The following is a 22,144-nucleotide window of genomic DNA, read 5'->3' as shown; positions in this document are numbered from 1 at the left end:
GGCGCCCGTCCGGGGCGTCCGCGGAGCCGTCCCCGGCCCACCGGGGAACTGACAGCCGGCGGTCACCCAGCGTTCAGGAAGGTGTGGCGTTCTCGACGCGCGAGGACGACGACCGCGGTCTAGGGTGACGCGCAGACCGCGCGGAGGAGCCGGTCCCAGGGAGGAACTCATGCGTCAATCTCGTCCTGCCCTGCGTCGGGTCGCCGCGGTCACCACCGCCGCGCTCGCCGTGGGCGTCACCCCCTTCGTCGCGGCCGCACCGGCCTCGGCGGCGACCCCGACGGAGCTGTTCGTCAGCGAGTACGTCGAGGGCTCGAGCAACAACAAGGCGCTCGAGATCTACAACGGCACCGGAGCGACCGTCGACCTCGGCGCAGCCGGCTACAACATCCAGGTCTTCGCCAACGGCCAGACCACCTCGAGCACGACGAACCTCACCGGCTCGGTCGCGTCCGGCGACGTCTTCGTCTACGCGAACAGCTCGGCGGGCGCGGCGATCAAGGCCGCCACCGACCAGGCGAGCGGGAACGCCAACTGGAACGGCAACGACGCCGTCGTGCTCCGCAAGGGCTCGACCGTCCTCGACGTCGTGGGCCAGGTGGGCAACGACCCCGGCGCCGCCGGCTGGGGCACGGACCCCACGAACACGAGCGACAACACGATCAGGCGCAAGCCGTCCGTCACGGCAGGTGACGCGAACGGAGCCGACGCCTTCGACCCCGCCGTCCAGTGGGACGGCTTCGCCATCGACACGTTCGACGGTCTGGGCAGCCACACGATCGACGGCGGCCCGGCGACGGACGTCGCCCCCAGCGTCACCTCGACCACGCCGGCCGACGGCGCCTCGAACGTCGCCGTCGACGCGAACCCGACCGTCACCTTCTCGGAGCCGGTCAACGCCGCAGCCGGGGCGTTCTCGCTCTCGTGCTCGATCTCCGGAGCCAAGACCCTCGCCGTCACCGAGGGTCCCACGACCTTCACGCTCGACCCGTCCGCTGACTTCGCCCTCGGCGACGCCTGCACCCTCACCGTGTCGGCTGCTGCCGTCACCGACCAGGACGCCATCGACCCGCCGGACCATCCCGCGAGCGACGTCACCGTGCGCTTCTCGGTCCCCGCGACCAACCCCTGCGAGGCCAGCGCCACCCCCGTGCCTGCCATCCAGGGCAGCGGCGACACCGCCGCCGTCACGGGCTCCGTCACGACACGCGGTGTCGTCGTCGGCGACTACGAGGGTCCGTCGCCGGCGTTGCGCGGCTTCTTCATCCAGGACCCGAAGGGCGACAACGACCCCGCGACCTCCGACGGCATCTTCGTCTTCGAGGGGAGCAACGCCGACAGCGTCGAGCTCGGTGACCTCGTCACGGTGACGGGCAACGCCGGCGAGAACCAGGGCCAGACCCAGGTCAGCGCCAGCACCATCACGGTCTGCGGCACCGGCACGGTCGCCCCGACCGAGGTGCGCTTTCCCGTCGCCAGCGGCACAGCCCTCGAACGCTACGAGGGCATGCTCGTGACGCTCCCGCAGGCCATGTCGGTGACCGAGCACTTCCAGCTCGGCCGCTTCGGCCAGGTCACGCTCTCGCAGGGCGGCCGGCTCGAGCAGCCCACGAACGTCGTCGCCCCGGGCGCCGATGCGGCAGCGCTCCAGACATCGAACAACCTGCGCAAGATCATCCTCGACGACACCACGCAGGCCCAGAACGTCGACCCGATCGTCTTCGGGCGGGGCGGTCAGCCGCTCACGGCGTCCAACACCCTGCGTGGCGGCGACACCGTCACCGGTCTGACGGGTGTCCTCAACTACACGTGGGGCGGCAACGCCTCCAGCGCCAACGCCTACCGCATCCGCCCGGTCTCACCTGCTGCCACGGTCGACTTCCAGCCGACCAACCCGCGGCCGGCGGGCCCGCCCGCAGTCGGAGGTGACACGCGCGTCGTTGGGATGAACCTGCTCAACTTCTTCAACACGCTCGACACGACCGGCAACAACTGCCGGGGCGGGCTCACCGGCGCGGTCATGGACTGCCGCGGTGCCAACACCGCCGCAGAGTTCGACCGCCAGTGGCGCAAGACGGTCGCAGCGGTCTCGGGCACGCAGGCCGACGTCGTCGCGTTCATGGAGATGGAGAACGACGGCTACGGGGCCGACAGCGCAGAGCAGTTCCTCGTCGGCAAGCTCAACGAGAAGGACGGCGCGGGCACGTGGGCGTTCATCGACGCCGACGCCCGCACCGGCCACCCCGATGCGATGGGCAACGACGCGATCAAGGTCGGCATGCTCTACAAGCCGGGCGCCGTGACGCCGGTCGGCACGACCGCGGCCCTCAACACCCTCGACTTCGTCAACGGTGGGGACTCGGGCCCGCGCAACCGTCCCTCTCTCGCGCAGGCGTTCCGCGACAACTCGAGCGGTGGCACGTTCATCGCCGTGGCCAACCACCTCAAGAGCAAGGGCAGCGCCTGCGACGCCCCCGACGCCGGTGACGGCCAGGGCAACTGCAACGCGGTCCGGGTCCGGTCGGCGAAGCTCCTCGCGAGCTGGCTGGCGAGCGACCCCACGGGCACGGGTGACCCCGACGTCCTCATCCTCGGCGACATGAACTCCTACGCCAAGGAGGACCCGATCACGACGCTCGAGACGGCCGGCTTCGCCAACCTCATCGAGCAGCGCAACGGGCGCGAGGCATACTCCTACGCGTTCGACGGGCAGTGGGGCTACCTCGACCACGCGCTCGGCTCGGCGTCGATCAGCAGCCAGGTGACGGGGGTCGGCGACTGGCACGTCAACGCCGACGAGCCGTCGATCCTCGACTACAACACCGAGTTCAAGACGCCGGCGCAGGTCTCGAGCCTCTACGCGCCCGACCAGTTCCGCATCTCGGACCACGACCCGGTGGTCGTCGGGCTGAACCTGACGAACGCCGCCCCGGTCGTCGGCGAGGTCACCGGACCGTCGAGGGCCACCTCGGTGGGCTCGCCGGTCACGGTGAGCGCACCGTTCACCGATGCCGACCCGCTCGACACCCACACGGCGTCGATCTCGTGGGGTGACGGCAGGACCTCGGGCGGAACCGTGACCGGGAACACCGTCAGCGGCGACCACGTCTACACCGCTTCAGGCGTCTACACCGTCACCGTGACGGTCACCGACCAGTGGGGCAACACCGGCACCGGCACGACGACCGTGGTTGTCTTCGACCGTGCTGGCGGGTTCCTCACGGGCGGAGGCTGGTTCGTCTCTCCCGCGGGAGCGGTGGCCGGCGATCCGTCGGCGAACGGCAAGGCGCAGTTCTCCGTGTCGGCCAAGTATGCGGCAGGTGCGAGCCGCCCGGACGGTTCGCTGACCCTGTCGACGCCGGGCCTGACGCTCGCGTCCTCGGGGCTCGACTGGCTCGTCGTCACCGGTGACACCGCCCGCCTCGCGGGGCCCGCCACCGTCGGCGGTGCGCCCGGCTACCGGTTCGAGGCGACGGCCACCGACGCTGCGACCGACACGATGCGCGTCGTCGTGCGCGACGCGTCCGGCGCCGTCGTCTACGACAGCGGCACCCAGCGCGTCCAGGGCCAGGTCAAGCTCCACTGACGTGTCAGTGACCTGCAGCTGACCAGCACGACGGACCGGCGTCCGGTGGGGGAGGATCCCACCGGACGTCGGTCCGTGTCAGGTCCGAGAGTCGGTTCGTCGCGTCGCGTCCGCCCGCGTGGTCGCGGATCGGGTCCGTAGACTGCGCGGAATGCAGCAACCCCCGATTGCCCGGCGCGAGCCGACCACCCGCGAGCACCACGGCGACCGCTTCGACGACCACTACGCGTGGATGGCCGACCGCGACTCGGACGAGCTGCGTGAGCTCCTGGCCGCCGAGAACGCCTACGCCACCGAGCGCACCGAGCACCTGCGTCCGATGGCCGACCAAGTCTTCGAGGAGTTCCGCTCGCGCATCGAGGAGACCGACCTCTCGGTGCCTGTGCGGCACGACCGCTGGTGGTACTACTCGCGCACCATCGAGGGGGAGCAGTACGCCGTGGAGGCGCGGGTGCTGGTCGCTGATCATCCCGAGCGCCCGGCCCTCAGCGGAGGACGTCCGCCCGCGGGAGAGCAGGTGATCCTCGACCACAACGAGGAGGGGCGCGACCACGAGTTCTTCGCCGTCGGCGCGAGCGAGGTGTCACCGACCGGTGACCTGCTCGCGTATGCCGTCGACGTCGTCGGCGACGAACGCTACGACGTGCGCGTGCGCCGCATCGAGGACGGCGTCGTGCTCGATGACACCGTGCGCCAGACCGGGGGATCCCTCGCGTGGTCCGTCGATGCCCGACACCTCTTCTACACACGCGTCGACGACGCCTGGCGACCCCACCAGGTGTGGCGTCATGAGGTCGGCACTCCGGCCGAGGACGACGCGCTCGTCCACGAGGAGACCGACGAGCGCTTCTTCGTGGGGGTGGGCAGCTCGCGAGACGACCGCCTCATCCTCATCGCGATCGGGTCCAAGACCACGAGCGAGTTCCGCCTGCTCGATGCCGACGACCCGCTGGGCACGCCGCGTGTCGTGGCCGAGCGGCGGCAGGGCGTCGAGTACGACATCGAGCCGTTCGGGGACCAGATGCTCGTCACCCACAACGCCAACCGGGTCAACTTCGAGCTCGCGGTGGCGGCAGTGACGAGCACGACGGCCGACGACTGGGTGCCACTGGGTGTCACGAGCGAAGACGAGTACGTCACGGGGGCAGAGGGATTCGACGACTTCATCGCGGTGTCGCTGCGACGTGAGGGCGGCACCGGCGTGCGTGTCGTGCTGCGCGACCCGGCCGCACCGAACGGCTTGGGGCAGGCGCACGACATCGCCGTCGGGGAGCCGATCGGCACCCTGCACGTCGGCGTCAACCCCGAGGCGTCCACGTCGACGCTGCAGATCGTCCACGAGTCACTCGTCACTCCGCGGACCGTCGAGGACTACGACGTCCGCTCGCGCGCCTTCACCCTGCTCAAGCAGCAGCACGTGCGGGGCGACGTCGACCTGACGCAGTACCGCCAGCGCCGCGAGTGGGCCACGGCGGCCGACGGCACCCGGATCCCGATCTCCGTCGTGCACCGCCACGACGTGACGGCGGACGGCACCGCGCCCGGCCTGCTCAACGCGTACGGCGCCTACGGCATCTCGAGCGACCCCTGGTTCTCCGTGCTGCGGCTCTCGCTGCTCGACCGGGGGTGGGTCTTCGCCATCGCGCACGTCCGGGGCGGGTCCGAGATGGGACGCTCGTGGTACGACGACGGCAAGCTCGAGGCCAAGCCCAACACCTTCACCGACTTCATCGCCTGCGCCGACCACCTCGTCGAGACGGGCGTCGTCGCGCCGAACCGCCTTGCAGCAGAAGGTGGGTCGGCAGGGGGCCTGCTCATGGGGGCCGTGGTCAACCTCGCGCCGGAGCGCTTCCGCTTCGTCCACGCGCAGGTGCCCTTCGTCGATGCCCTGACGACGGTGCTCGACCCGAGCCTGCCGCTCACGGTCGTCGAGTGGGAGGAGTGGGGCAACCCGCTCGAGGACCCGGCGGCCTACGCCCTCATGAAGTCCTACGCGCCCTACGAGAACGTGCGTCCGACCCGGCACCCGAGCCTGCTCGTCACGGCCGGGCTCGACGACACGCGGGTCTACGTCACCGAGCCGGCCAAGTGGGTCGCGGCGCTGCGGCATGCCGACCTCGAGGTGGACGGGGCGGCCCAGATCCTCTTCCGCACCGAGATGGCCGCCGGACACGGAGGCCGGTCGGGTCGCTACGACCTGTGGCGCCAATGGGCCTGGGAGACGGCCGTGCTCATCGACCAGACGTCGTGAGCCGGCCGTCCCGTCAAGCCTGCAGCCGGATCAGGGGCCGTAGATCGCGCTGACCCACTCCGGGTGGTCGATGAAGGGGTTCCGGTTGTGCTGCCACGTGTCGAAGATGACCTGGTTGCGGCGCTTCTCGAAGGCGTCCGGGGGGTCCTGGAGGTTCCACTGCTTGAGCACCGACATCTTGCCGATGGCGGGCGCGGTGCCGTTGCCGACGTGGTCGTCTGGCTCGAGGTCGGCGAACCCGTCGCCGCCGTCCCAGCGCACCGCCATGTAGAAGATCATCCGGGCGACGTCGCCCTTGACGGCATCCCGAGGTTCGAACGAGTCGCCGTCGCTGAGGCAGCCGGCGCACTGGGCCACCGCCGAGCCGCCGTTGTCGAAGTCGAGGTTGCCGCGGGTGCTGTTGACGGTGACGTCCTCGGGACGCAGGTGGTGCACGTCCGTCCCGGGCCCGTTGACGGTGCCGAAGTCGCCGTGGCTCTTGGCCCAGACGTGCTCGCGGTTCCACTGGTCGACGCCGCCGCCGTTGTCGGACTTGGCGATCGAGCGGCCCGAGTAGACCTCGATGACGTCGTTGCTGTTGCCCGGGTCCTGGTCGGTGTCCTTGAGGGCGGTCCAGACCTGGTCGTAGGTGAGGGTCGTGACACCGCTGGAGATGATCCGGTGCAGCTCCGTGTGCAGCGCCGGTCCCGTCTTGCCGATGGCGGAGGCGTAGTAGGTCGAGTCGTACGGACCGGTGGTGCCGGTCGGGGCGGGCGTCGTGCTCGTCGGCGGCGGGGGGCTCGTCGACGTCCCGCTGCTGAAGGCGAAGGCGCTCGTCGACGTCATGCCGGGGTGGGAGAAGTACGCCGACAGGGCTCCGGTGACGTCCAGCTGGCGGCCCATGAGCGAGGGATTGCTCTTCAGGCCCCACGCGGATCGGAACGACGAGGGGATCTGGACGTAGAGCATCCTGCTCGTCGACGTCTCTGCAGCCGAGTCGGCGATGGCGAGGGCGTAGTCGCTGGGGAAGCCGGAGCGCACCACGGTGCTCGTGGCGGTGGGCTGGCCAACGACGTAGCCGCGGACGGTGGCGCTCTGCCCCGTCTGGGAGGCGACCGCCTGCGAGACGGTGAGGGGTGCGGCGGCGAGCGCGGGCGCCGGTGCGGCGGCCGCTCGAGGCAGCGGCAGTGATCCGGCCGGGGACCCGGCTGCGCTGGTGAGCGCGAGGCTCGGCGGGACGAGGGCGACGGCCAGTCCGGTGAGGACGGCGGCGATGCGGCGCCGGGGGACGACGACGGGCACGGGTGCTCCTGTGGGGGCCGGGGGAGTCGGGTGTGGTCACGCACCCACCGCCCGCGGCGGGCGGCGGCTCCACGAGCGTGGCGGACCGGCCGTCGACGCCGGGTCAGTCGTTGGTCTCACCTTTGTCTGCGCGGCGCCAAGATTCGGCAGGCGGTCACCGGGGGAGTCGCCAGACGAGTCGCGGGCGAGCCGTCGCGGCCTCCGCACGCTGAGACCGTGGTCCGGGCCGCCCACAGCGCCTTCTAGACTGGTGACCCATGATGTCCTCCCTCGACCTGCGCGGCCGCACGCTCGACGTGCGCTTCCTGCGCCGGGCCCTTCCCCGAGCCGAGTTCGACGTCACGGCCGCCCTCGAGCAGGTGCGGCCGATCTGCGAGGACGTCGAGCATCGCGGAGCCGCCGCGCTGCGTGATCTCGGAGAGCGCTTCGACGGCGTGCGACCGACCCATCTGCGGGTGCCGCGCGCGCTGCTGCAGTCCGCCCTCGACCAGCTCGACCCCGACCTCCGCGCCGCGCTCGAGGAGTCCATCCGTCGTGCCCGCATCGTGCACGCCGACCAGCGCCGCACCGACACGACGACGCAGGTCGTCCCCGGCGGCACCGTGACGGAGCGGTGGGTGCCCGTCGACCGCGTCGGCCTCTACGTGCCCGGCGGCCTGGCCGTCTACCCGAGCAGCGTCATCATGAACGTCGTCCCCGCCCAGCTCGCCGAGGTCGGCTCGCTCGCCGTGGCGTCGCCGCCGCAGCGCGAGAACGTCGGTGAGTTCGCGGGCTACCCCAACCCGACCATCCTCGCGGCGTGCGCCCTGCTCGGCGTCGACGAGGTGTATGCCGTGGGCGGGGCCCAGGCGGTGGCCATGTTCGCGCACGGCTTCGTCGACGACGACCCCCAGTGGGGCGAGGTCGACGGGGAGACGGTCGTGTGCGACCCCGTGTCGCTCGTCACCGGGCCCGGCAACATCTGGGTCGTCGCCGCCAAGCGCCTCCTCAAGGGGCTCATCGGCATCGACGCCGAGGCCGGACCCACCGAGATCGCCATCCTCGCCGACGACTCCGCCGACCCTGACCACGTCGCGGCCGACCTCGTCAGCCAGGCCGAGCACGACCCGCTCGCCGCATCGGTGCTCGTCACCGACAGCGAGGAGCTCGCCGAGGCCACCCGACGGTCGCTCGCGCGACGCGTCCCGGCCACGAAGCACTCCGAACGCGTCACCGAGGCCCTCGAGGGCACGCAGTCGCGCATCGTCCTCGTCGACGACGTCGACGCGGGCCTCGACGTCGTCAACGCGTATGCCGCCGAGCACCTTGAGATCCAGACCCGCGACGCCTCCGACGTCGCCGCCCGCGTGCGCAACGCGGGTGCCGTCTTCGTCGGTCCGCACAGCCCGGTCAGCCTCGGCGACTATGCCGCCGGCTCCAACCACGTGCTACCTACCGCAGGGTGCGCGTGCCACAGCAGCGGCCTGTCGGTGCAGTCCTTCCTCCGCGGCATCCACGTCGTCGACTACGACGAGCCCGCGCTGCGCGGTGTCGCCCGCCACGTCGTGACGCTCGCGCAGGCAGAGGACCTCCCGGCGCACGGCGAGGCCGTGACGGCGCGCTTCGGCGACGAGGTCCCCCGGTGACCGGGGGAGTCTCGGCCGCGTCAGAGGTCCAGCGCCTGCTGCGTCCCGACCTGCGCGGCCGCACGCCGTACGGCGCGCCGCAGCTCGACGTGCCGGTGCGCCTCAACACCAACGAGAACTCCTACCCCGTGCCGCCGGTCGTCGTCGACGCCGTCGTCGCGGCGCTCGCCGACGACGTGGCCTCGCTCAACCGCTACCCCGACCGCGAGTTCACCGACCTGCGCAAGGCGTTGACGGCATACATCGAGAAGCAGTCCGGGGTCACGGTCACGCCCGAGCAGGTGTGGGCGGGCAACGGCTCCAACGAGGTGCTCTCGCACGTCGTCCAGGCCTTCGGTGGGCACGGTCGTGTCGCCCTCGGGTTCACCCCGAGCTACTCGATGCACCCGATCATCACCGAGACGAACGGCACGACGTGGGTCGATGGACTCCGTTCCGCCGCAACCGAACCCGACGCGTTCGACCTGACGCCCGAGTCGGCCGCTGAGCAGGCACGCGAGCACCACCCGTCGATCGTCTTCCTCTGCTCCCCGAACAACCCGACCGGCACCGCGTTGCCGTTCGAGGTCATCGGTGCGGTCCTCGACGCGGCGCCGAACGCGATCGTCGTCGTCGACGAGGCCTACGCCGAGTTCGCCCGGCCCGGAACTCGATCCGCGCTGACGCTCCTGGCCGAGCACCCACGTCTCGTGGTGACGCGGACCATGAGCAAGGCCTTCGCCTTCGCCGGAGGACGGCTCGGCTACCTCGTCGCGGCACCTGAGCTCGTCGACGCGCTGCGCCTCGTCCGGCTGCCCTACCACCTGAGCAGCCCGACCCAGACGATCGCCCGCATCGCCCTCGAGCACGCCGACGTCATGCTGGGCACCGTCGAGGTCATCAAGCACCAGCGCGACCGCATCGTCGAGCGGCTCACGGAGCTCGGCGCACGCCCCGTCGCCAGCGACAGCAACTTCGTCCTCTTCGGTGGCCTCCGCGACGAGAAGGCCACGTGGCAGGCCCTGCTCGACGAGGGCGTACTGGTCCGCGACATGGGTATCGCCCACCACCTGCGGGTCACGGCGGGCGACCCCGACGAGACGACCGCGTTCCTTACGGCAATGGCCCGTCTCGCCCCCACGCACGTGCTCGCCCCCCGCGCCGACCAGCAGGAGTCCCCCGCATGAGCCGCACCGCGAAGATCACCCGCGCCACGTCCGAGTCGTCCGTCGAGCTCTGGCTCGACCTGGACGGCACCGGCACGTCCGACATCTCGACCGGCGTCCCGTTCTACGACCACATGCTCCACTCGTTGAGCAAGCACTCCCTCATCGACCTGACGGTCAAGGCGACCGGCGACGTCGACGTCGACGTGCACCACACGGTCGAGGACACCGCGATCGTGCTCGGGCAGGCGCTCCGTGAAGCCCTGGGCGACAAGTCAGGCATCTCCCGCTTCGGTGACGCCACGGTGCCCCTCGACGAGGCCCTGTGCCACGCCGTCGTCGACGTGGCCGGACGGCCCTACGTCGTGCACGAGGGGGAGCCTGAAGGGCAGCAGTACGCCCTCATCGGCGGTCACTTCACCGGTTCGATGACCCGCCACGTGCTCGAGTCCTTCGCCTACAACGCCGGGCTGTGCCTCCACGTCCGCGTGCTCGCCGGCCGGGACCCGCACCACATCGTCGAGGCCCAGTTCAAGGCGGTGGCGCGGGCGCTGCGGTCCGCCGTCGCTCCCGACCCCCGGGTCGTCGGGATCCCGAGCGCCAAGGGAGCGCTCTGACGATGGTGGGGGCTCGATGAGTGCCGACGTCGTCGTCCTCGACTACGGCAGCGGCAACGTCCGATCGGCCGTGCGCGCACTGGAGCGCGTCGGCGCGACGGTGACCCTGACGTCCGACCCACACCGTGCCCTCGAGTGCGACGGGCTCTTCGTCCCCGGCGTCGGCAACTTCCACGCCTGCATGGCTGGTCTGGCGGCAGCGCACGGACCTCGCATCATCGGCCGGCGCATCAGCGGCGGCCGGGCGGTGCTCGGCGTCTGCGTCGGCATGCAGGTGCTCTTCGACGGCTCGACCGAGCCGTCCGAGCACCCGCTCGAGGGGCTCGCCGAGTGGCCGGGGACGGTGGAGCGTCTCCCGGCCGACGTCGTGCCGCACATGGGCTGGTCGGAGGTCGAGGCCGCCGACGGGTCACGCCTGTTCGCCGGCGTCGAGCACGAGCGCTTCTACTTCGTCCACTCGTATGCCGTGCAGCAGTGGACCCTCGAGGCGACCGGCGCCTTCGCGCGGGTCGCCCCGCGGGTCACGTGGGCGCGTCACGGTGCGAAGTTCGTCGCCGCGGTCGAGAATGGCCCCCTGAGCGCGACCCAGTTCCACCCCGAGAAGTCCGGCGACGCCGGGCTGCAGCTGCTCGAGAACTGGGTCCGCGGCCTGTGACCGTGCCGCCCCCTGCCCGCCTGGGCTGAAGGGGTGTCGGCCTCGACGAGGAGGGGACCGTGGCGACGAGGAAGCCGGCTGCCAGCTCCAGCACGAAGCGGCGGAGCCGCACCACGAGCCGCACCACGAGCCGCACCACGAGGCGGACCTCGTCCGGCGCCCTCTACCCGCGGCGGCGGCGCAGCCGGCCCGGACTCCCGACGACGGTGGGCACGGCGCTCGGCGCACTCGTCGTGACGACCCTGCTCGACCTGTCCTGGCCGTTGCGCATCGCGCTCCTTGCCGTCGTCCTCGTCGTGGGGCTGGCCTACGTCCTGTGGCGCCACCGTGGCGAGATCGCAGCCGGCGAGGCCCCCGGCGCTGCCGAAGACACCCCGGCAGGCCCCGTCGCGAACTGAGCACTCGACCGGGCGGGGAGTCGAGTGCGCCTCCCGGCCCACGGCGTGGGCCACCGGGCCGTGGTCCTCGGGCCCACGGCATACTCGAGTGGCCAGGTCCCGACCCCGAGGAGCGCACGACTCATGACCGACCAGCCTCGCCTCGAGCTGCTGCCCGCCGTCGACATCGCGGGCGGTCGCGCCGTGCAGCTGGTCCAGGGCGTCGCCGGGAGCGGCGGGGAGTTCGGTGACCCGTGGGAGGCGGCGCTGCGCTGGCAGGAGCAGGGTGCCGAGTGGATCCACCTCGTCGACCTGGACGCAGCCTTCGGGCGCGGCAGCAACCGCGACCTCATCGCCTCGATCGTCGGCCGTCTGGACCTGCAGGTCGAGCTCTCGGGCGGGATCCGTGACACCGAGTCGCTCGACGCGGCGCTCGCGACCGGCTGCCGCCGGGTCAACATCGGCACCGCCGCCCTCGAGGACCCCGACTGGACGGCCTCGATCATCGCCGACCACGGCGACCGCGTCGCCATCGGTCTCGACGTCCGCGGCACCACGCTCGCGGCGCGCGGCTGGACCCGCGAGGGTGGCGACCTGTGGGAGACCCTCGAGCGTCTCGACGCCGAGGGCTGCGCTCGGTACGTCGTCACCGACGTCAACAAGGACGGCATGCTCCAGGGGGCCAACGTCGACCTGCTCCGTGACGTGTGCGCGCGCACCGACCGCCCGGTCGTCGCGAGCGGCGGCGTCTCCACGCTCGAGGACATCGCCACGATCCGCGGGCTCGTCGGCGTCGGTGTCGAGGGGGCCATCGTCGGCTCGGCGCTCTACCGCGGCGCGTTCACCCTGCCCGAGGCCCTCGACGTCGCCGGGCGGCCAGGATCGTGACCGCACCCGCCTCCGGTCACGCTGGACAGTCAGGCCACCACGACGGGCAGGGCCGTCCCGCGGACTCCGCCGGTCAGGCGTGGCAGGGCAAGTCGATCCCCTCGCACGGCTTCTCGGGCGACACCGGAGCGGCTGACGACGCACTCCTCGCCGCTCTCGCGGCGGCGCACGAGAGCCCGGGCGACGACGCAGAGGTCGCCGTGATGGAGCACACGGCCCAGGCGCGCTGGCTCGTCCCCGTCGTCGCGGTCGCCGCGGAGGTCGACGAGTCCGGACCGCACACCGTCGACACCCGCAGCGACATGGCCGCCGTGACCCTGACGTCCCCGGACGGCTCCCGGGCCCTGCCGATGTTCACCTCCCTGGCGAGCCTTGCCGCGTGGGACCCGACGGCCAGGCCGGTTCCAGTCCGTGCGGCAGCCGCGGCGCAGGCGGCGATCAGCGAAGAGTGCCAGGTGCTGGTCGTCGACGTCGCGTCGAGCCACGCGACGGTGTTGCGTCCGAGCATGCTGTGGGCACTCGCCCAGGAGCGCGCGTGGGAGCCGAGCCACCGTGACCCCCACGTCGCAGCTGCCGTACGCGCCGCCGTCGAGTCCGAGCCCCTGGTGTCGGCGCATCGCGTCGAGGCCGGCGAACCCGTCGGCGCCGGCGTCCTGCGCGTCGTGCTGGCGCTCGAGCCCGGCCTCGACGCCGACCAGGTCGGGGCCATCGCCACTCGGATCGGGGAGCGCATCGCGACCGACGGCGAGACCCGTGCGAGGATCGATGCTCTGACCTTCGCGCTCGAAGCGGCGCGCTGAGCACATCACGAGCGGAGGTGCCGGACGTGGACACCACACCCCAGGCGACCCGGGAGCACGATCCCGAGGCGCCCGCTGCAGCAGGTGACGTCGCGGGCACGCCTGCCCGGCACGGACGGAGGACCGGTTCGGGCGCGCCCAGTGGCCCCCTCGGCTTCATCGTCGACCCGGCTCTCGACGCGCAGCGCCGCCGGGACCTGCGGCAGATGCGTCTCGTGGCGACCGGGCTGCTCGTGTTCGCCGCCATCGTCTACGTCCTGACGCGCGGGCACGACGACGGCGTCCTCGGTTTCGTCAACGCGGGCGCCGAGGCCTCGATGGTCGGTGCCTGTGCCGACTGGTTCGCCGTCACGGCCATCTTCCGGCACCCGCTCGGTCTGCCGATCCCGCACACGGCCCTCATCCCACGCAAGAAGGAGATGATCGGGCGCAGCCTGGAGGAGTTCGTCAGCGAGAACTTCATGCGCGAGGACATCATCCGCGAGCGGGTGCTCGACGCCGAGCCCACGCGACGGGCCGCCGAGTGGGCCCTCGCGCCGGGTCACGCGAAGCGACTCGTCGACGAGGTGGCCACGGTCACCGTCCACGCACTGCACCGCATCCCGGACGAGGACGTCCGCGCGATCATCGAGCAGGCCGTGCTGCCACGTCTCGCCCAGGAGCCGATCAGCTCGCTGGCTGGAGGGCTGCTCGACCAGGTGGTCCGCGACGAGGCGCACGTCGGCCTCGTCGACCTCGCGCTCGACGAGGTCCGCGGCTGGCTCGTCGACAACGAGGACCTCTTCGAGTCGCTCATCACGCAGCGGGCGCCGGCGTGGGTGCCCGCCGCGATCAACGACCTCGTGGCGCGCAAGATCCATGTCGAGGCGCTGAAGTGGCTGGCCGACATCCGCAACGACCCGCGGCACGACGTGCGCCTCGCGCTCGACAAGCTGCTCATCGACCTGGCCGACGACCTGCAGCACGACCCCGTCACCCAGGCCAAGGCCGAGCGGCTCAAGGAGCGCGTGCTCGCGCACCCGCAGGTGGCCGACACGGCGATGTCGCTGTGGGCGTCGTTCCGGGCCGTCGTCATCGCCGCACTCGAGGACGAGGGTGGGCCGGTCCGGGCCCGAGCCGTCCGCGAGGTGACGGCACTCGCCGAACGGCTGCTCGCCGACGCCGCGCTCCGTGCGCGCATCGACACCCGCATCTGCGACGCGACGATCTATGCCATCGACCGCTACGGCACCGAGCTGACGCGCATCATCAGTGACACAGTCGACCGCTGGGACGGCAAGGAGACCGCCGAGCGGGTGGAGCTCCAGGTCGGCCGCGACCTGCAGTTCATCCGCATCAACGGCACCCTGGTCGGCGGCCTCATCGGCATGCTCATCCACGCCGTCTCGATCCTGCTCCCGAGCTGAGCCCCGGCTCGCGGCGTACGCGTCGCCGGTCAGCCGTGGGCGTCGAGCCGCTCGGTCACCTGCCGCAGCGTCCGGTGCAGGTCGAGCAGCTCCTGGCGTGTCAGGCCGCTGCGCACCGCGATCTGGTGCGGCAGGTCGCCGAGGCCGGCGAGGCGCTCCCGGCCTGCGGCCGTGGCCGAGACGAGGACGCGGCGCTCGTCCTCGGAGTCGCGGGCCCGCCCCACGAGGCCGGCCGACTCCATCCGCTTGAGCAGCGGCGAGAGCGTGCCGGAGTCGAGCCGCATCAGCTCGCCGAGTCGGCTCACGGTCAGCGGGCCGTGCTCCACGACACCCATGAGCGCGATGTACTGCGGGTAGGAGAGCCCGTGCTCCGCCAGCAGCTCGCGGTAGACGCCGTCGAAAGCGCGCACGGTCGTGTGCATCGCGTAGCAGATCTGCTGCTCGAGGCTGAGGGGGCTCGGGGCTGCGGCGGCGGGATTGGACGGGCTCATGACCCAAGCGTACTATCAAATTGCGCACAACTTAATTGTCAGCAATTTGAGGAGCCTGATGAGCACCACCACCCAGACCGCCCAGTACGTCGCCTCGGCCACCGCCTCCGGGCGTGAGGGTCGCGCCGTCACCTCCGACGGCCGGCTCGACGTCACGCTCGCCGCCCCGCGCGAGCTCGGTGGCAGCGGCGAGGGCACGAACCCCGAGCAGCTCTTCGCCGCCGGGTATGCGGCGTGCTTCGCGAGCGCCCTCGGCCTGGTCGCCCGCAAGCGCCGGGTCGAGGACTTCGACGTCGCGGTGACCGCCGACGTCAGCCTCTCCGGGTCCTCGAGCACCGGGTTCGGTCTCGGCGTCGTCCTGCACGTCGAGCTGCCCGAGGGCATCGACCCGCAGCTCGGCCGCGAGCTCGTCGACACCGCGCACCAGGTGTGCCCCTACTCCAACGCGACGCGCGGCAACATCCCGGTCGAGATCGTCGTCGACTGACCCACGCGCTCTCGCGTCCACCCACGATTCCGAAACCCCCTGACACCCAAGGAGACCCGATGACCAACCCCCGTGAGGTCCAGCTCAAGAGCCGCCCCGTCGGCTGGCCCACCCCCGACGACTTCGAGCTCGTCGCGAGCGCCCACGTCGACCTCGCCGACGGCCAGGTCCGCGTCCGCAACAAGGTCATGTCGGTCGACCCCTACATGCGCGGCCGGATGAGCGACGCCAAGTCGTACGCCGAGCCGTATGCGCTCGGCGAGGCCATGAACGGCGGTGCCGTGGGCGTCGTCACCGAGTCGAACGCCGAGGGGGTCGCCGTGGGCGACCACGTGCTGCACGGTCTCGGCTGGCGCGAGGAGGCCGTCGTCGACGGCACAGGCGTCCGCGTGGTCGACACGTCGGTGGCCCCGGCGTCCGCCTACCTCGGCGTGCTCGGCATGACCGGCCTCACGGCATACGCCGGCCTGACCCGCGTCGCGGGACTCAAGGAGGGCGACGTCGTCTTCGTGTCCGGCGCCGCCGGCGCCGTCGGCAGCGTCGTCGGTCAGGTCGCCAAGGCCTTGGGCGCGAGCCGCGTCATCGGCAGCGCCGGATCGCAGGAGAAGGTCGACCACCTCCTGAACGACCTCGGCTTCGACGCGGCCTTCAACTACAAGGACGCGCGCGTCTCCGACCTGCTGCGGGAGGCCGCTCCTGACGGCATCGACGTCTACTTCGACAACGTCGGCGGCGACCACCTCGAGGCCGCGATCGGTTCGCTCCGCCTCGGCGGGCGCATCGCGATCTGCGGCGCGATCTCGGTCTACAACAACACCGAGCCGGCGCCCGGGCCGCGCAACCTCGCGCGCCTCATCCAGACCCGCGGCACCATCACGGGCTTCCTCGTCGGGGACCACTGGGACCTCGCGGGCGAGTACGCCCAGCGCGCGGCCGGCTGGATCGCCGACGGCACCCTGACCTCGCGCGAGACGTTCAGCGACGGGATCGACCACGCCGTCGACGCCTTCCTCGGGGTCCTGCGCGGCGAGAACGTCGGCAAGATGCTCGTCCGCCTCTGACGGATCGAAAGAGCGATCCGTCCGCTCCCTCCTGATCGACAGAGCGATCCGTCCGCGCACCTTGCGGACGGATCGCTCTTTCGATTGTGTGCGGACGGATCGCTCTTTCGATTGTGTGCGGACGGATCGCTCTTTCGATCGCGTCAGGTGCCCAGCAGGTCCTTGGCCTTGTCGGCGGGCAGCAGGTCGTGCCGCAGCGGTTCGCGCACGAAGGACCCGGTGCCGTGCGACACCGACCGCAGGTCGATGGGGTAGCGCGACAGCTCCGCCGACGGCACCTCGGCGTGCACGACGGTCCACGCTCCGTCCGGGCCCATCCCGTCCGCCGGCTCCGTGCCGAGCACCTGGCCGCGCCGACCGCGCAGGTCCGACATGACGGCGCCGAGGTACTCGTCGGCGATGGTGATGTCGACGCGGTCGATCGGCTCGAGCAGCGCCATCGTCGAGGCGTTGGCGGCCTCCTTGAGCGCGAGGGCTGCAGCGGTCTGGAAGGCGACGTCGGAGGAGTCGACCGAGTGCGCCTTGCCGTCGGTGAGTGTGACGCGGACGTCGACGACCGGGTGGCCCGTGAGCAGGCCCTTCTCGAGCTGGAGCCGGGTGCCCTTCTCCACCGACGGGATGAACTGGCGCGGCACGGCGCCCCCAACGACCTTGTCGACGAACTCGAAGCCGCCCCCTCGCGGCAGGGGTTCGATCTCGATCGAGCACACGGCATACTGCCCATGACCGCCCGACTGCTTGACGTGGCGGCCCTGCACCGAGCAGCGCCGGACGAACGTCTCCCGGAGCGCGGTGCGATAGGGCTCGGCCACCACGGTCACGCCGTAGCGGTCCGCCAGGCGGCCGATGAGGTCGTCGACGTGGGCCTGGCCCATGGTCCACAGCACGACCTGGTCGGTCTCGCTCGAGTGCTCCATCCGCATCGTCACGTCCTCGGCGACGAGGCGCTGGAGCGCGGCCCCGAGCTTGTCGTCGTCGGACTTCGTCGCAGCCCGGATCGCGACGGGCAGCTGGGGCTCCGGCAGCAGCCACGGTGCGACGACCGCGGGCCGCTCCGGCGAGGAGAGGGTGTCCGACGTCTCGGCCCGGGTCAGCTTCGACACGAGGGCGATGTCACCGGCGATGGCGGTGCCACGAGGCCGGTGCGTGTCGACGAACGGCGATGCGAGCGGTCCGACGCGTTCGTCGTCGTCGTGCGCCGGGTGGCCGGCGACCTCGTGCCCGACGAAGTCGCCGAGGTGTCCCGACACGTGCACGGGCTCGTCGACGCGCAGGGTGCCGGAGAACACGCGCACGAGTGACAGGCGACCGACGTAGGGGTCCGTCGTCGTGCGCACGACCTCGGCGACGAGCGGCTGCGACGGGTCGCACGTGACGCCGTTGACGGAACCGCCCACGGGCGAGGTGACCGCGGGGAGCGGGTGGATGGTTGGGTCGGGGAAGGCCCGCTCGACGATCCCGAGCAGCTCCTCGACACCCGTGCCGGTCAGCGGCGAGACGGGGACGATGGGGAAGAACGTGCCGTGCGCGATGGCCGTGCGCAGGTCGGCGAGCAACGACTCGGTGTCGATGCTCTCGCCCTCGAGGTAGCGGTCGAGCAGGGTCGCGTCCTCGGACTCCTCGATGACGGACTCGATGAGCGCCGCCCGGGCGTCCTCGTGCTCCCCGGCGGTCTCGCCCGTCAGCAGGCCGACGACTCCCGTGACCGAGCCGCCCTCGACGACGGGCCAGTGCGTGGCCCGGGCGTCACCGAACGTGCGACGACACGTCTCGACGGTCGTGGCGAAGTCGGCGCGGGGCTGGTCCAGATGGGTCACGACGACGGCGCGGGGCATGCCGACGGCTGCGCACTCACGCCAGAGCAGCGACACGGGCCGGTCGATGTCGTCGGCGCCCGAGACGACGAAGATCGCGGCGTCGGCGGCGCGCAGCCCGGCCCTGAGGTCACCGACGAAGTCGGGGTAGCCGGGGGTGTCGAGGAGGTTGAGGGTGACCGGTCCGGACGGGAACGATGCGGCGGTGAGGGTCGTCGTGCGGACGTGGTCGCCGCTGCCGGTGCGCTGACCGGGCACGCGGGCCGCGATGAGTGCCTCGAAGAGTGCGGTCTTGCCGGCCCCGCCGGGTCCGACCAGCACGACGTTGCGGATGTCCTGCGGCGAGGCGGGGTTGGGGGCCGCAGGAAGGTCTGATCTGCCGGGCGTCTTTGCCATGCCCCCCACAATTCTCCTGTCGCACGGCCGTCACAAGACCTCTGGCGTATGCCGCCCGCCACCGTCAGCGTGCGCGTGTCGGGTGTGCATCGGGCCGTGCATCGGACGACCGTCCGGCCCGCGAATGCGGATGCGGACCGTCGGTGGCGGGTGACAGGCTGGAGACATGGATCTGGGGGCCTACCGGCCGGTGCTGGCCAACCGCGACACTCGCCAGGCGCTGCTGCTCGGGTTCCTCATCCGCGTTCCCATGTGGGCGGGTGCGGTGATCCTCACGCTGCACGTCGTGACGTCGCTCGGGCGCAGCTACGGCGAGGCCGGCCTCGTCACGGCTGCGTCCACCGTGGCGGTCGCCGTCTCCGGCCCGTGGCGCGGCCGGCTGCTCGACCGCATCGGCCTGCGTCGCACCGTCGGGCCCTCGCTCGTCGTCCAGGTCGTGTGCTGGTCGATCGCCCCGTGGGTGGGTTACGCCCCGCTCATCGGCTTCGCGGCGCTCGCCGGGCTCTTCGTCGTCCCGACCTTCTCGATCCTGCGGCAGGTCATCATCCGCTCGGTGCCGAGCGACCAGCGCCGCACGGCGCTCTCGCTCGACTCGTCGGCGACCGAGCTGTCCTTCATGGCGGGTCCGGCCATCGGCGTGTGGCTGGCCACCTCGTGGGACACCGGCTGGGCCCTGCTCGTGTGCGAGCTGACCTCCGTCGCGGCGGGGTTCGTGCTGTGGCTGGTCAACCCGCCGCTCACCTCCGAGTCCGCCGAGAGCGAGCCCGCTCGCGACACGACCGGGGAGCAGGTTGCCGGTGACGAGCCGGGCGAGGCGGCGCGGGCCGAGGCCATCGCCGCGAGCACCAACGGTGTCGGTGCCGACGACGTCGCCCCGGGCCGCGCGATCCGCGGCTTCATCACGTTCCCGGTCGCGGCGGTCTATCTTGCCGCCGCCTGCTCCACGCTCGTCCTCAGCGGAACCGACGTCTCGATCGTGGCGGCCCTGCGCTCCTTCGAGGCGACCGGCTCGATCGGGTGGGTCCTCGCCCTCTGGGGCGCGGGTTCGCTGGTCGGTGGCCTGCTCTACGGCGCGTGGCACCGGTCCTTCTCGGTCTTCTGGCTGCTGGGCGGCCTAGCCGCCACCACTGCCCCCGTCGCCCTCGCCGTCGGGGTGCCGAGCTTCGCCGTGCTCATCACGGTGTCGGGGTTCCTCTGCGCCCCGACGATCACGGCCACCGTCGAGCAGCTGAGCCGCCAGGTGTCCGAACGGTTCCGCGGGGAGATGATGGGCTGGCACGGATCGGCGATGACCGCCGGCTCGGCGGTGGGGGCTCCGATCGCGGGTTTCGCCATCGACCACGGCGGCTGGCAGTCGGGGTTCGTCGTCGTGTCCGCGCTCGGCGTCGTCATCGCGGGGGCGGGCCTCGTCGGCTCGCGCGTGGGCCGGCGCCGGGTCGGCCGGACCGCCGCCACCGATTCGGAGCACGGGGTCACGGCTGCTAACATGGAGCACTGACCAGCCGTCACCAGGCTCCCGCTCCGGCGGAGGCCCGGTGGCGACGTGCAAGAGAAGCTCGCTTCCACCCGCGTCAACCTCACGGTTGCCGGGTCAAGGTCTGCTCGACCGGATGCCGTTCGCGGCACACGTGTCGAGCCGTGTGACGCGACGGCGACCGTCCGGCATACGTGACCCTTGGGCTCCTCGTGCACACACGGGGAGCCCTTTTCTCGTTGTGGTCGCAGCAGGACGGACAACACCCCGTCTGGTCACCCATTTCTCGAAACTTAGGAGCACCACATCAGCGAGCCTCGCATCAACGAGCGCATCCGGGTCCCGGAAGTGCGCTTGGTTGGCCCCAACGGCGAGCAGGTCGGCATCGTCCGCGTCGAGGACGCGCTGCGTCTGGCCGAGGAGGCGAACCTCGACCTCGTCGAGGTGGCCCCCATGGCCAAGCCGCCGGTCGCCAAGCTCATGGACTTCGGCAAGTTCAAGTACGAAGCCGCCATGAAGGCACGGGAAGCGCGCAAGAACCAGGTCAACACCGTCATCAAGGAGATCAAGCTCCGTCCGAAGATCGACCCGCACGACTACGGCACCAAGAAGGGCCACGTCGAGCGGTTCCTCAAGGCCGGTGACAAGGTCAAGGTGACGATCATGTTCCGTGGCCGCGAGCAGAGCCGTCCCGAGCTGGGTCGTCGTCTGCTCGAGCGCCTCGCCGAGGACATCGCCGAGCTCGGCTTCGTCGAGTCGGCCCCGAAGCAGGACGGCCGCAACATGATCATGGTGATCGGCCCGACCAAGAAGAAGGCCGAGGCCAAGGCCGAGCAGCGTCGCTCCCGCGAGCAGCACGACCAGCACGAGCAGCACGAGCAGCACGAGCGGCGCGAGCAGCGCGAGCAGCACGCGGCCGACCAGACGGCCCCGGCCCACGAGCAGCCCGAGGCGCACGCCCAGGCCCCGCAGACCGACGAGGCCACCGCCGCCGCCGAGTGATCGGCCGGCAGTGACCCGCCGGAGGCGCGAGCCCCCGGCACGACAGACCACGTGCGTCCACTGACGCGCGCAACACGAAGGAGATCGGCCCCCATGCCGAAGATGAAGACGCACAGCGGTGCGAAGAAGCGTTTCCGCCTCACGGGCACCGGCAAGGTCATGCGCGAGCAGGCCGGCGGTCGCCACTTGCTCGAGCACAAGTCGAGCAAGAAGATGCGTTCCATCGCGAACGACGTCGAGCTCGCCAAGCCGGACGCCAAGAAGGCCAAGAAGCTCCTCGGCAAGTGAGCCGGGACCCCCACCCATCAGCACTTCGCTGAGCAGCCGGGACCCCGGTAGGCCAGCAGCAGCAAGCACTGCGTCAAGCAGAGAAGGAGTATTCACGTGGCACGCGTGAAGCGGGCGGTCAACGCCCAGAAGAAGCGTCGCGTCGTTCTCGAGCGCGCCAGCGGTTACCGCGGTCAGCGTTCGCGTCTGTACCGCAAGGCCAAGGAGCAGGTCACCCACTCGCTGGGTTACGCCTACCGTGACCGCCGCGCCAAGAAGGGCGACTTCCGTCGCCTCTGGATCCAGCGCATCAACGCTGCGGCCCGCGCCAACGGCATGACCTACAACCGGTTCATGCAGGGCCTCAAGGCCGCCGGGGTCGAGGTCGACCGCAAGATCCTCGCGGACCTCGCCGTCAACGACGCGCCGGCCTTCGCCACGCTCGTCGAGCTCTCCCGCGCCAACGTCCCTGCCCAGGCAGCGGCGAAGGTCGCCGGCGACGCCGCCTGAGCGTCGCCCGA

The 22,144-nt window shown here is 71.4% G+C and carries 19 protein-coding genes; 16 read left to right on the top strand and 3 right to left on the bottom strand.

Annotation, left to right across the window (positions count from 1 at the left end):
• The first annotated feature begins 169 nt into the window (after positions 1–169).
• The gene (locus AB4030_RS14185) at positions 170–3,586 is read left to right on the top strand and encodes an ExeM/NucH family extracellular endonuclease (RefSeq protein ID WP_442279851.1); all 3,417 of its coding nucleotides are present in this window, start codon (positions 170–172) and stop codon (positions 3,584–3,586) included.
• A gap of 151 nt (positions 3,587–3,737) precedes the next feature.
• Positions 3,738–5,837: a S9 family peptidase gene (locus AB4030_RS14180; RefSeq protein ID WP_442279850.1), complete on the top strand. Its 2,100-nt coding sequence runs from the start codon at positions 3,738–3,740 to the stop codon at positions 5,835–5,837.
• Positions 5,838–5,867: 30 nt separating this feature from the next.
• Here AB4030_RS14180 and AB4030_RS14175 read toward each other — a convergent pair whose 3' ends face one another.
• A complete protein-coding gene (locus tag AB4030_RS14175) occupies positions 5,868–7,118 on the bottom strand; it encodes an endonuclease (protein ID WP_442279849.1) in 1,251 nt (416 codons plus the stop codon).
• A gap of 257 nt (positions 7,119–7,375) precedes the next feature.
• Here AB4030_RS14175 and hisD point away from each other — a divergent pair, with 257 nt between their 5' ends.
• The 8 genes from hisD (at position 7,376) to AB4030_RS14135 (ending at position 14,631) form a co-directional block, all read left to right on the top strand.
• A complete protein-coding gene (gene hisD, locus AB4030_RS14170) occupies positions 7,376–8,743 on the top strand; it encodes a histidinol dehydrogenase (protein ID WP_442279848.1) in 1,368 nt (455 codons plus the stop codon).
• Positions 8,740–9,909, top strand: a complete 1,170-nt coding sequence (locus AB4030_RS14165; protein ID WP_442279847.1) for a histidinol-phosphate transaminase — start codon at positions 8,740–8,742, stop codon at positions 9,907–9,909. The genes hisD and AB4030_RS14165 overlap by 4 nt, the downstream gene beginning before the upstream one ends.
• A complete protein-coding gene (gene hisB, locus AB4030_RS14160) occupies positions 9,906–10,505 on the top strand; it encodes an imidazoleglycerol-phosphate dehydratase HisB (RefSeq protein ID WP_442279846.1) in 600 nt (199 codons plus the stop codon). Before AB4030_RS14165 ends, hisB begins: the two co-directional genes overlap by 4 nt.
• A gap of 16 nt (positions 10,506–10,521) precedes the next feature.
• Positions 10,522–11,160, top strand: coding sequence for an imidazole glycerol phosphate synthase subunit HisH (gene hisH, locus AB4030_RS14155; RefSeq protein ID WP_442279845.1), 639 nt, complete (start codon positions 10,522–10,524; stop codon positions 11,158–11,160).
• Between the two features lie 59 nt (positions 11,161–11,219).
• A complete protein-coding gene (locus AB4030_RS14150) occupies positions 11,220–11,558 on the top strand; it encodes a hypothetical protein (protein ID WP_442279844.1) in 339 nt (112 codons plus the stop codon).
• 123 nt (positions 11,559–11,681) lie between these two features.
• The gene (gene priA, locus AB4030_RS14145) at positions 11,682–12,425 is read left to right on the top strand and encodes a bifunctional 1-(5-phosphoribosyl)-5-((5-phosphoribosylamino)methylideneamino)imidazole-4-carboxamide isomerase/phosphoribosylanthranilate isomerase PriA (RefSeq protein WP_442279843.1); all 744 of its coding nucleotides are present in this window, start codon (positions 11,682–11,684) and stop codon (positions 12,423–12,425) included.
• On the top strand, positions 12,422–13,225 hold the full coding sequence (locus AB4030_RS14140; RefSeq protein WP_442279842.1) for an SseB family protein: 804 nt from the start codon (positions 12,422–12,424) through the stop codon (positions 13,223–13,225). Before priA ends, AB4030_RS14140 begins: the two co-directional genes overlap by 4 nt.
• A 26-nt stretch (positions 13,226–13,251) precedes the next feature.
• Positions 13,252–14,631 carry a DUF445 domain-containing protein gene (locus AB4030_RS14135; RefSeq protein ID WP_442279841.1) on the top strand — a complete coding sequence of 460 codons (1,380 nt, stop codon included), beginning with the start codon at positions 13,252–13,254 and terminating at the stop codon, positions 14,629–14,631.
• 29 nt (positions 14,632–14,660) lie between these two features.
• On the opposite strand, the gene AB4030_RS14130 is transcribed toward AB4030_RS14135, so the two are convergent.
• On the bottom strand, positions 14,661–15,122 hold the full coding sequence (locus AB4030_RS14130; RefSeq protein WP_442279840.1) for a MarR family winged helix-turn-helix transcriptional regulator: 462 nt from the start codon (positions 15,120–15,122) through the stop codon (positions 14,661–14,663).
• A 58-nt stretch (positions 15,123–15,180) separates the two neighbouring features.
• Between AB4030_RS14130 and AB4030_RS14125 the strand changes: the two genes are divergently transcribed.
• Both AB4030_RS14125 and AB4030_RS14120 read left to right on the top strand, forming a co-directional pair.
• On the top strand, positions 15,181–15,609 hold the full coding sequence (locus tag AB4030_RS14125; protein WP_442279839.1) for an organic hydroperoxide resistance protein: 429 nt from the start codon (positions 15,181–15,183) through the stop codon (positions 15,607–15,609).
• A gap of 59 nt (positions 15,610–15,668) precedes the next feature.
• Positions 15,669–16,670 carry an NADP-dependent oxidoreductase gene (locus AB4030_RS14120; protein WP_442279838.1) on the top strand — a complete coding sequence of 334 codons (1,002 nt, stop codon included), beginning with the start codon at positions 15,669–15,671 and terminating at the stop codon, positions 16,668–16,670.
• A 143-nt stretch (positions 16,671–16,813) separates the two neighbouring features.
• Here the strand turns inward: AB4030_RS14120 and AB4030_RS14115 are convergent, their stop codons facing one another.
• On the bottom strand, positions 16,814–18,880 hold the full coding sequence (locus AB4030_RS14115) for an elongation factor G-like protein EF-G2 (RefSeq protein ID WP_442279837.1): 2,067 nt from the start codon (positions 18,878–18,880) through the stop codon (positions 16,814–16,816).
• 166 nt (positions 18,881–19,046) lie between these two features.
• Between AB4030_RS14115 and AB4030_RS14110 the strand changes: the two genes are divergently transcribed.
• The 4 genes from AB4030_RS14110 (at position 19,047) to rplT (ending at position 22,133) form a co-directional block, all read left to right on the top strand.
• Positions 19,047–20,378: an MFS transporter gene (locus tag AB4030_RS14110; RefSeq protein ID WP_442279836.1), complete on the top strand. Its 1,332-nt coding sequence runs from the start codon at positions 19,047–19,049 to the stop codon at positions 20,376–20,378.
• A 324-nt stretch (positions 20,379–20,702) separates the two neighbouring features.
• Positions 20,703–21,356, top strand: a complete 654-nt coding sequence (gene infC / locus AB4030_RS14105; protein WP_442279835.1) for a translation initiation factor IF-3 — start codon at positions 20,703–20,705, stop codon at positions 21,354–21,356.
• Positions 21,357–21,449: 93 nt separating this feature from the next.
• Positions 21,450–21,644 (top strand): 50S ribosomal protein L35, encoded by a 195-nt coding sequence (gene rpmI / locus AB4030_RS14100; protein WP_020144695.1) that lies wholly within the window; start codon positions 21,450–21,452, stop codon positions 21,642–21,644.
• Positions 21,645–21,740: 96 nt separating this feature from the next.
• Positions 21,741–22,133, top strand: coding sequence for a 50S ribosomal protein L20 (gene rplT, locus AB4030_RS14095; protein WP_345508599.1), 393 nt, complete (start codon positions 21,741–21,743; stop codon positions 22,131–22,133).
• The last annotated feature ends 11 nt before the right edge of the window (positions 22,134–22,144 follow it).

The sequence above is a fragment of the Terrabacter sp. 2YAF2 genome (genome assembly GCF_052114705.1).
GTDB lineage: Bacteria > Actinomycetota > Actinomycetes > Actinomycetales > Dermatophilaceae > Terrabacter.
This window is presented reverse-complemented; position numbering and strand designations above follow the sequence as displayed.